Source organism: Mycobacterium sp. NGS50 (assembly GCF_059812545.1).
In genome coordinates this window covers 40,963-50,954 of the sequence record NZ_JCALCW010000038.1, presented here as the reverse complement: position 1 = coordinate 50,954, position 9,992 = coordinate 40,963, and the positions used below count along the sequence as shown (strand labels likewise).

General features: G+C 67.9%; 6 protein-coding genes. 3 read left to right on the top strand and 3 right to left on the bottom strand.

Features of this window, described 5'->3' with window-relative positions; genetic code table 11:
• Nucleotides 1-37: 37 nt before the first annotated feature.
• Nucleotides 38-3,643, bottom strand: coding sequence for a multifunctional oxoglutarate decarboxylase/oxoglutarate dehydrogenase thiamine pyrophosphate-binding subunit/dihydrolipoyllysine-residue succinyltransferase subunit (locus tag AC5Y36_RS22020; RefSeq protein WP_500043089.1), 3,606 nt, complete (start codon nt 3,641-3,643; stop codon nt 38-40).
• Between the two features lie 205 nt (nt 3,644-3,848).
• Nucleotides 3,849-4,601, bottom strand: a complete 753-nt coding sequence (locus AC5Y36_RS22015) for a hypothetical protein (RefSeq protein ID WP_500043084.1) — start codon at nt 4,599-4,601, stop codon at nt 3,849-3,851.
• Between the two features lie 247 nt (nt 4,602-4,848).
• Between AC5Y36_RS22015 and AC5Y36_RS22010 the strand changes: the two genes are divergently transcribed.
• A complete protein-coding gene (locus tag AC5Y36_RS22010) occupies nt 4,849-6,420 on the top strand; it encodes an MFS transporter (RefSeq protein WP_500043088.1) in 1,572 nt (523 codons plus the stop codon).
• 5 nt (nt 6,421-6,425) lie between these two features.
• Here the strand turns inward: AC5Y36_RS22010 and AC5Y36_RS22005 are convergent, their stop codons facing one another.
• Entirely contained in the window at nt 6,426-6,995 is a 570-nt protein-coding gene (locus AC5Y36_RS22005) for an LppP/LprE family lipoprotein (RefSeq protein WP_500043083.1), read from the bottom strand.
• An 86-nt stretch (nt 6,996-7,081) separates the two neighbouring features.
• Between AC5Y36_RS22005 and AC5Y36_RS22000 the strand changes: the two genes are divergently transcribed.
• A complete protein-coding gene (locus tag AC5Y36_RS22000) occupies nt 7,082-8,788 on the top strand; it encodes a DEAD/DEAH box helicase (protein WP_500043082.1) in 1,707 nt (568 codons plus the stop codon).
• Nucleotides 8,785-9,936: an acyltransferase family protein gene (locus AC5Y36_RS21995; RefSeq protein ID WP_500043081.1), complete on the top strand. Its 1,152-nt coding sequence runs from the start codon at nt 8,785-8,787 to the stop codon at nt 9,934-9,936. The genes AC5Y36_RS22000 and AC5Y36_RS21995 overlap by 4 nt, the downstream gene beginning before the upstream one ends.
• Nucleotides 9,937-9,992 lie beyond the last annotated feature (56 nt).

Below are 9,992 nucleotides of genomic sequence, written 5' to 3'. Positions count from 1 at the left end.
GGCGCCCGATGTCTCCTCGACCGTTCGGCTGCGTTCCTCAGCCGAACGCCTCGTCGAGGATCTCCTGCTGTTCGACGGCGTGCACCTTCGACGACCCCGACGACGGCGCGGACATGGCCCGCCGCGAGATGCGCTTGATGCCGGTCAGCTTGTCGGGCAGCAACTCGGGCAGCTCCAGGCCGAGCCGCGGCCACGCGCCCTGATTGGCCGGTTCCTCCTGCACCCAGCGGTACTGGGTGGCATTGGGATAGCGGTCCAAGGTTTCCAGCAGCCGGCGCCTCGGCAGCGGCGCCAGCTGTTCCAGACGCACGATCGCGATGTCGTCGCGGTTGTCCTTGGCCTTGCGTGCCACCAGCTCGTAGTACAGCTTGCCGCTGGTCAGCAGCACACGGTTGACCTTGTTGCGGTCGCCGACGCCGTCCTCGTAGGTGGGCTCCTCCAACACCGAGCGGAACTTGACCTCGGTGAAGTCCTTGACCTCGCTGACCGCCGCCTTGTTGCGCAACATCGACTTGGGCGTGAACACGATCAGCGGCCGCCGGATCCCGTCGAGGGCGTGCCGGCGCAGCAGGTGGAAATAGTTCGACGGCGTCGACGGCATCGCGATGGTCATCGAACCTTCGGCCCACAGCTGCAGGAACCGCTCGATCCGGCCGGAGGTGTGGTCGGGGCCTTGGCCCTCGTGGCCGTGCGGCAGCAGCAGCACCACCGAGGACAACTGTCCCCATTTGGCCTCACCGGAGCTGATGAACTCGTCGATGATCGACTGGGCGCCGTTGACGAAGTCGCCGAATTGGGCCTCCCACAACACCAGCGCGTCGGGGTTCCCGACCGTATAGCCGTACTCGAATCCCACCGCCGCGAACTCCGACAGCGGCGAGTCGTAGACCAGGAACTTGCCGCCGGACGGGGTGCCGTCGGGGTTGGTGGCCAGCAACTGCAGCGGAACGAACTCGGTGCCGGTGCTGCGGTCGATGATCACCGAATGCCGTTGGCTGAAGGTGCCTCGCTTGGTGTCCTGCCCGGACAGCCGAATCAGCTTGCCGTCGGCGACCAGGGAACCCAGAGCCAGCAGCTCGGCGAAGGCCCAGTCGACCTTGCCCTCGTAGGCCATCTCCCGGCGCTTGTCGAGCACCGGCTGCACCCGCGGGTGCACGGTGAACCCGTCGGGTGCGGCTAGGAACGCATCACCGATCCGCGCCAACAGCGACTTGTCCACCGCGGTGGACAGTCCGGCGGGAATCATCTGCTCGGACTCCACCGATTCGCTGGGTAACGCCGGGTGCTTCTCCAGCTCACGGACCTCGTTGAACACCCGCTCCAGTTGGCCCTGGTAGTCGCGCAGCGCGTCCTCGGCCTCCTTCATCGAGATGTCGCCGCGGCCGATCAGGTCCTCGGTGTAGCTCTTGCGGACGCCGCGCTTGGTGTCGATGACGTCGTACATGTACGGGTTGGTCATCGAGGGGTCGTCACCCTCGTTGTGCCCGCGGCGGCGGTAGCACAGCATGTCGATGACGACGTCCTTCTTGAACTGCTGGCGGAAGTCCACGGCCAGGCGCGCCACCCACTCGCACGCCTCGGGGTCGTCGCCGTTGACGTGGAAGATCGGCGCCCCGATCATCTTCGCGACGTCGGTGCAGTACTCGCTGGAGCGGGAGTGCTCCGGGGCGGTGGTGAACCCGATCTGGTTGTTCACCACGATGTGGATGGTGCCGCCGACCCGATAACCCGGCAGCAGCGTCATGTTCAGCGTCTCGGGAACCACGCCCTGACCGGCGAACGCGGCGTCGCCGTGCAGCATCATCGGCACGACCGAGAAGCCCTGTTCGGTGGTGCCCTTGTCGAGCAGGTCCTGCTTGGCTCGAACCAGCCCCTCCAGCACCGGGTCGACGGCCTCCAGATGTGACGGGTTGGCGGTCAGTGACACCTGAATGTCGTTGTCGCCGAACATTTGCAGATAGGTGCCGGTGGCGCCCAGGTGGTATTTGACGTCGCCGGAGCCGTGCGCTTGCGATGGGTTCAGGTTGCCCTCGAACTCGCTGAAGATCTTGGAATACGGCTTGCCGACGATGTTGGCCAGCACATTGAGCCGGCCGCGGTGCGGCATGCCGATGACCACCTCGTCGAGGTTGTGCTCGGCGCACTGGTCGATCACCGCGTCCATCATCGGGATGACGGTCTCGGCGCCTTCCAGCGAGAACCGCTTCTGCCCGACGTATTTGGTCTGCAGGAAGGTCTCGAAGGCCTCTGCGGCGTTCAGCTTGCTCAGAATGTATTTCTGTTGAGCGACAGTCGGTTTGACGTGTTTGGTCTCGGTCCGCTCCTGCAGCCATGCCTGCTGCTCGGGTTCGAGGATGTGGGTGTATTCCACCCCGATGTGGCGGCAGTAGGAGTCGCGCAGCACCGACAGCACGTCGCGCAGCTTCTTGTAGTGGGCGCCGCCGAACCCGTCGACCTTGAACTCGCGGTCCAGGTCCCACAGCGTCAGACCGTGGGTGAGCACGTCGAGATCGGGGTGGCTGCGGAAGCGGGTCTTGTCCAGCCGCAGCGGATCGGTGTCAGCCATCAGGTGCCCGCGGTTGCGGTAGGCGGCGATCAGCTCGATGACCCGGGCGTTCTTGTCCAGGATCGAGTCGGGGTTGTCGGTGCGCCACCGGATCGGCTCATACGGGATGCCGAGCTCGCGGAAGATCTCGTCCCAGAATGCGTCGGAGAGCAGGGTCTCGTGGATGGTGCGCAGGAAGTCCCCGGACTCCGCGCCCTGGATGATGCGGTGGTCGTAGGTGGACGTCAGGGTGACCAGCTTGCCGATGCCCAGTTCGGCGATGCGCTCCTCGCTGGCGCCCTGGAACTCGGCCGGGTATTCCATGGCGCCGACGCCGATGATGGCGCCCTGACCCGCCATCAGCCGCGGCACCGAGTGCACCGTGCCGATGGTGCCGGGGTTGGTCAGCGAAATCGTCACGCCGGCAAAGTCTTCAGCGGTCAGTTTGCCGTCCCGGGCGCGACGGACGATGTCCTCGTAGCCGGCGATGAACTGGCCGAACCGCATGCTCTCGCAGCCCTTGATGGCCGCCACCACCAGCGAACGCTTGCCGCCCTTGCCCGGCAGGTCGATGGCCAGGCCGAGGTTGACGTGCGGCGGGGTCAGCGCGCTGGGCTTGCCGTCGACCTCGGCGAAGTAGCGGTTCATGTTCGGGAACTTCTTGACCGCCTGCACCATGGCGTAGCCCAGGATGTGGGTGAACGACACCTTGCCGCCGCGGGCCCGCTTGAGGTGGTTGTTGATGACGGTCCGGTTGTCGATCATCAACTTGGCCGGGACCGCGCGCACACTGGTCGCGGTCGGGATCTCCAGCGAGGCGGACATGTTCTTGACCACTGCCGCGGCTGCCCCGCGCAGCACCTGAACCTCGTCGCCGGCGCCCGGGGACACGGTGGCGGCGGGAGCCTGCTTGGTCGCTGCGGGTGCCGACGGCGCGGGAGCCGGAGCGGACGGAGCCGCCGGGGCGGCGGGGGCCGCCGCCGGCGCGCTGTTGGTTGCCGGCGGAGTCTCGGCCGCCGGTTCGGGGTTGTAGTCGACGAGGAACTCATGCCAACTGGGATCGACCGAGGACGGGTCGTCGCGGAACTTCCGGTACATCTCCTCGACCAGCCACTCGTTCTGGCCGAATGGTGAAGTTGCACTGCTCACGGCAGCTACTCGCCTCGATTCCTGTGTCTGGGCAACTGCGCCTCACACCAGTTGCCGCGGTTTACTTGCGTGCTGCTCCGCCGGAGTCGTCCGCCCCTCAAGGCTAGCGCTTCACCGGCGCTGTGTTCGGACATCACCGCAGGCCAGCGCGACGCTATCCGACGTCTTTCACCGCGGGCAGCAGGTGCAGCGTGACCGGCCAGCGGGTGGGTGCCGGACCGAATGCCTTACCGGCATTGGCGATGATCTTCTTGCCCATCAATCGGTTCCCCCAGGCGCCCACCATCGCCCCGATCCCGACCGGCAGCATCTTGCCGAACGCCAGCAGGGCGCGCTTGACGGTGTAGCGCTTGACGAAGTACCGCAGCAGCCGGGAGTTCAGCTGCGACACCGCCGGCACCGGCAGCGTCGCGGCGCCCTCCGACAGCCAGGCACCGCGGGTGCGGCCGGGGCCGAGCAGATCGGCGACCGCGCGTTTGCCTCCGTCGCCGACCAACACGGCCAGCACCAGGGCGCGCCGCCGTTCCCGCTGCTCAGCAGGAACGCCGTGCACCTCGGCGACCGCCAGCACGAACAGCGCGGTGGCCTCCAGGAACACGGCCGTCTCGGTGGCCAGGGCGGAGATCGCGACCAGGGTGCCGATCGCCGGTACCGCCGCGGCGGCGCCCACCGCGGCGCCACTGCCGGTCACCGCACGTAGGTAGTGCTTCTCCAGGCGGGCGACCACCTCGGCCGGGGTGGCGCCGGGGGTGGCATTGCGCAGTCGCTCGACGTAGGCCTGCACCGCCGGGCGCTGCAGCCGGGAGCCACGCTCGATGACGCGGGACAGGGCACGGGCGCCGGTGCCCGGCTGCTCATCGTCGGCGCCGGGTGGCCGGGTCGCTGATCCGCTCCGTCGGGCTCTCATGGCCGTCTCCCCTCCGAATGGCGTGCCACCAGGCTAACGCCAGCACGACGGGCGGCGTTCCCGGATGGGGGCCGGCGGTGAGGGGTGTCACCGGCGACCCAGGTTGTCCGGATGGCGAACTGTCCGTAGCGTCGCAGCGGTGCAGAGGCGCGCCGGCGATGAAGTGGGGATACGGCCCGCTCGCGGTGCAGATCGGCGTTCCGTGACCGCCCAACCGGCGAGCAACCCCTGGTATGCGCTGTGGGCGATGGTGATCGGGTTCTTCATGATCCTGGTCGACTCCACCATCGTCTCGGTGGCAAACCCGAGCATCATGGCCGATCTGCACGTCGGCTACGACACGGTGATCTGGGTGACCAGCGCCTACCTGCTGGCCTACGCGGTGCCGCTGCTGGTGTCCGGGCGCCTCGGGGACCGCTTCGGCCCGAAGAACCTGTACCTGACCGGGTTGGCGGTGTTCACCGTGGCCTCGCTGTGGTGCGGGCTGTCCGGCAGCATCGGGATGCTGATCGCGGCGCGGGTGCTCCAGGGCTTCGGTGCCGCGTTGCTCACCCCCCAGACGCTGTCGATGATCACCCGGCTTTTCCCGCCCGATCGGCGCGGTGTGGCGATGAGCATCTGGGGTGCCACCGCCGGGGTCGCCACCCTGATCGGCCCGCTGGCCGGCGGTGTCCTGGTGGACGCCCTGGGCTGGGCGTGGATCTTCTTCATCAACGTGCCGATCGGGATCATCGGGCTGGGGCTGGCGGCCTGGCTGATTCCGGTGCTGCCGACCCACACCCACCGCTTCGACCTGGTCGGCGTGGGCCTCTCGGGCGTGGGTGTGTTCCTGATCGTCTTCGGGCTGCAAGAAGGCCAGTCCAACGCCTGGCAGCCGTGGATCTGGGCGGTGCTGGTCGCCGGCATCGGGTTCATGGCGACGTTCCTCTACTGGCAGGCGATCAACAAGAACGAGCCGCTGATCCCGCTGCGGGTCTTCGCCGACCGCGATTTCCGGCTGGCCAACGTCGGGGTCGCGGTGATCGGCTTCGCCGCGGTCGCGATGATCCTGCCGGTCATGTTCTATGCCCAGGCGGTCTGCGGGCTGTCGCCGACGCGCTCGGCCCTGCTGACCGCGCCGATGGCCATCGCCAGCGGGGCCCCGGCGGCGTTCGTCGGCAAGATCGTGGACCGCGCGCATCCGCGGCCGGTGCTGGGCTTCGGTTTCTCGATGCTCGCGATCGGACTGACCTGGCTGTCCATTGAGATGACGCCCACCACACCGATCTGGCGGCTGCTGTTGCCGTTCGCCGCGATGGGGCTGGGGATGGCGTTCATCTGGTCGCCGCTGGCCGCCACCGCCACCCGTAACCTCTCGCCGCAGCTGGCCGGAGCGGGCTCCGGGGTGTTCAACGCGACCCGCCAGATCGGCGCGGTGCTGGGCAGCGCGGGCATGGCCGCATTCATGACCCGCCAGATCGCCGCGGAGATGCCGGCCATGCCCCCCGGCGCGCACCGCCCCGAACCCAACGGCCTGCAACTACCGGAGATGCTGCGGGCGCCGTTTGCCGCCGCGATGTCGCAATCGACGTTGCTGCCGGCCTTCGTGGCGTTGCTGGGGGTGGTCGCCGCGCTGTTTCTGGTCGGTGCGCTCACCTCGACGGCTCCCGAGCCGCGCGACTCCGCCGACGACCACCTGTTCCCGGACGGATACGACGACTACGACGACGAATACGAATACGTCGAGTACACCGTCACCAGGGGGCCGGGTGACCCCGCGGACCCCGTCACCGAGCCGCTGGCGCTACCGGTCCGCCGCCAACGGCTGCCCGGGCGGTAAGGCGCTCAGCGCGTTGCGTTGCCGATCAGCTCGACGCCGGTGCCGTTCCAGCGGAACTTGACCACACTGGTCAGCCCCGCGATGCCGCTGGTCGCCTGCAGGGCGACGACGTCATCGGTGCACTGGGACACGTCGATGCCGGAAAAGCCGTAGGTGTCGGGCACCCCCTGGGGGATGTAGTGGCCCTGGTGGAACATCACCGCCCGGGTGTTGGGGTGCTCGGCGTTGGTGTTGGCTTTGACGATCACCGCCGAGAGCTGGGTGCACTGGTTGTAGTTGCCGGCCAGCGGTTCGGGGTTCCAGGGCTGCTGGCTGCGCGGATCGCGGGGCAGCTCGGAAACGGCCTTGGTGATCTCGGGGGCGGCGAGGTTGACCGCGCACGGGTCTGCCGGGGGCGGGCTGGTGCTGGGTGCCGCGGTCGGGCCCGGCGCGTTCGACGGTGCGGCCGACGGTGGGCGGGTGCCTTCGGGTGTTTTGGCGACCGTTGAATCGCCTGAGCCGCAGCCGGAAAGGATCAGTCCGACGGCGGCTGCCCCAGCCAGGGCCCGGCCTGCTACCCACGACACACCGGGCACCGTACCTGATCCGGCCCGGCCCCCGGTGTGACAGTCGTGGCAGCGTGGCGGGTGGGGCGGTGATCAGCCGATAGACTCCATCTGCCATGACAGACCCAGATGCCCCCACCGCGACCTTCGCCGACCTGCAGATTCACCCGTCGGTGCTGCGCGCGGTCTCCGACGTCGGCTACGAGACGCCGTCGGCGATTCAGGCCGCCACCATCCCGGCGCTGCTGGAGGGGTCCGACGTGGTGGGGCTGGCGCAGACCGGCACCGGCAAGACGGCCGCGTTCGCGATCCCGATCCTGTCCAAGATCGACACCGACAGCAAAGCCACCCAGGCCCTGGTGTTGGCGCCCACCCGCGAACTGGCGCTGCAGGTCGCCGAGGCGTTCGGCCGTTACGGCGCGCATCTGCCACGGGTCAACGTGCTGCCGATCTACGGCGGCTCGTCCTACACCGTGCAGCTGTCCGGGCTCCGGCGCGGTGCTCAGGTGGTGGTCGGCACCCCCGGGCGCGTCATCGACCACTTGGAACGCGGAACCCTCGACTTGTCCCGGGTAGATTTCCTGGTGCTCGACGAGGCCGACGAGATGCTGCAGATGGGCTTCGCCGAAGACGTCGAACGCATCCTGTCCGACACCCCCGAGTACAAGCAGGTGGCGCTGTTCTCGGCGACCATGCCGCCGGCGATCCGTAAGATCACGGCCAAGTACCTGCACGACCCGGTCGAGGTCACCGTCAAAGCGAAAACTGCGACGGCGGAGAATATTTCGCAGCGGTATCTCGAGGTGGCCGGTCCCCGCAAGATGGATGCGCTGACCCGGGTCCTGGAAGTCGAGCCGTTCGAGGCGATGATCGTCTTCGTCCGCACCAAACAGGCCACCGAGCAGGTCGCCGAAAGGTTGTGCGCACGTGGGTTCTCCGCGGCCGCGATCAACGGTGATATCGCGCAGGCACAACGGGAACGGACGATCACCGCGCTCAAAGAGGGCAACCTCGACATCCTGGTGGCCACCGACGTGGCGGCGCGCGGCCTGGACGTGGAGCGCATTTCGCACGTGCTCAACTACGACATTCCCAACGACACCGAGTCCTACGTGCACCGGATCGGACGCACCGGGCGGGCCGGACGCTCGGGGACCGCGTTGCTGTTCGTCTCGCCGCGGGAACGTCACCTGCTCAAGGCGATTGAGAAGGCGACCCGCCAGAAGCTCACCGAGATCGCGTTGCCCACCGTCGAGGATGTCAACGCCCAGCGGGTAGCGAAGTTCGCCGATTCCATCACGGTCTCCCTCGGCGCGTCGGGTATGGACCTGTTCCGCAGCTTGATCGAGGATTACAGCCGCGAACACGACGTCCCGATGGCCGACATCGCCGCGGCGCTGGCGCTGCAATCCCGCAACGGCGAGGAGTTCCTGATGGCGCCGGAACCACCGCGGGACAAGCGCCGTGAGCGCCCGGATCGCTCGGAGCGACCGGAGCGATCGGCGCGCAAACCGGGTGCGGGCCCCAAGGAGGGGTTCGCGACCTACCGCCTCGCCGTCGGCAAACGTCATCGGGTCAACCCGGGCGCGATCGTCGGGGCGCTGGCCAACGAAGGCGGCCTGCACCGCAGCGACTTCGGTCACATCACCATCCGACCCGACTTCTCGCTGGTGGAGTTGCCGGCCAAGCTGTCGCACCAGACCCTCAAGGCGCTCGAGCGCACCCGCATCCAGGGGGTGCTGATCAATCTGCAACCCGACCGGGCGCCGGGCAAGGCCAACCGCCGGGACAACGGGAAGCCGCGCCGGAAACCCACCGAATGACCTTGTCCCGCACGGAGGACGCCGGGGGTGGCCTGGAGCAGGTCACCAAGGTCGACCGGGTTGCCTCGCTCACCGGTATCCGAGCGGTGGCGGCACTGCTGGTGCTGGGCACGCACGCCGCCTACAGCACCGGCAAGTACACCCACGGCTACGCGGGTCTGGTCTCGTCGCGCATGGAGATCGGCGTGCCGATCTTCTTCGTGCTGTCCGGCTTCCTGCTGTTCCGGCCGTGGGTCACCGCCGCCGCCGCAGGATCGGCCGGACCGTCGGTACTCCGCTATGCCTGGCACCGGGTGCGGCGGATCATGCCCGCCTACATCGTCACCGTCGCGGCGGCCTACCTGATCTATGAGCTCTTCGCCCAGCCCCTGGGCTCCGGCTACAACCCGGGGCACAGCTGGATCGGGTTGTTCCGCAACCTGACGCTGACCCAGATCTACTCCGAGCACTACCTTTTCGACGGCTATCTGCATCAGGGCCTGACCCAGATGTGGAGCCTGGCGGTGGAGGTGGCGTTCTACCTCGTGCTGCCGCTACTGGCCTACGCCCTGCTGGTGCTGCTGTGCCGGCGTTGCTGGCGGCCCGGTCGGCTGATCGCCGGCCTGACGGCCCTCGCCATGATCACCCCGGCCTGGCTGATCCTGGTGCACACCGTGGCGTGGCTGCCCTATTCCGCCCGGTTGTGGCTGCCCAGCTATCTGGCCTGGTTCGTCGGCGGCATGCTGCTGGCCGTGCTGCAGACGATGGGGGTGCGCTGCTACGGGTTCGTCGTGTTGCCGTTGGCGGTGATCAGCTACTTCATCGCCGCGACCCCCATCGCGGGCGCGCCGACCACATCGCCCGACGGGCTGGGGGAGGCTCTGATCAAATCCGCGTTCTACGCCGTGATCGCCACGTTGATGGTGGCGCCGCTGGCACTCGGCAATCAGGGCGGTTATGCCCGGTTGCTGGCGCGGCGGCCGATGGTCTGGCTGGGGGAGATCTCGTATGAGATCTTCCTGGTCCACCTGCTGGTGATGAACATCGCCCTGGTGAAGGTGCTGGAATATCCGGTCTACACCGGGTCGATGCTGATGCTGTTCGTCGTGACGCTGGCGATCACCATTCCGGTGTCCTGGCTGCTGCACCGCTTCACCCGGGTGCGCTGAACACTCGGCGGCCGACCCTCCGCTCGGCAACATAGGTTATGCTGCCCTAAGTTGCA

Coding starts and splice junctions, on each gene's coding strand:
- AC5Y36_RS22020 (WP_500043089.1), bottom strand. CDS start 3,643: ATGTACCGGAAGTTCCGCGACGACCCGTCCTCGGTCGATCCCAGTTGG.
- AC5Y36_RS22015 (WP_500043084.1), bottom strand. CDS start 4,601: ATGAGAGCCCGACGGAGCGGATCAGCGACCCGGCCACCCGGCGCCGAC.
- AC5Y36_RS22010 (WP_500043088.1), top strand. CDS start 4,849: ATGGTGATCGGGTTCTTCATGATCCTGGTCGACTCCACCATCGTCTCG.
- AC5Y36_RS22000 (WP_500043082.1), top strand. CDS start 7,082: ATGACAGACCCAGATGCCCCCACCGCGACCTTCGCCGACCTGCAGATT.
- AC5Y36_RS21995 (WP_500043081.1), top strand. CDS start 8,785: ATGACCTTGTCCCGCACGGAGGACGCCGGGGGTGGCCTGGAGCAGGTC.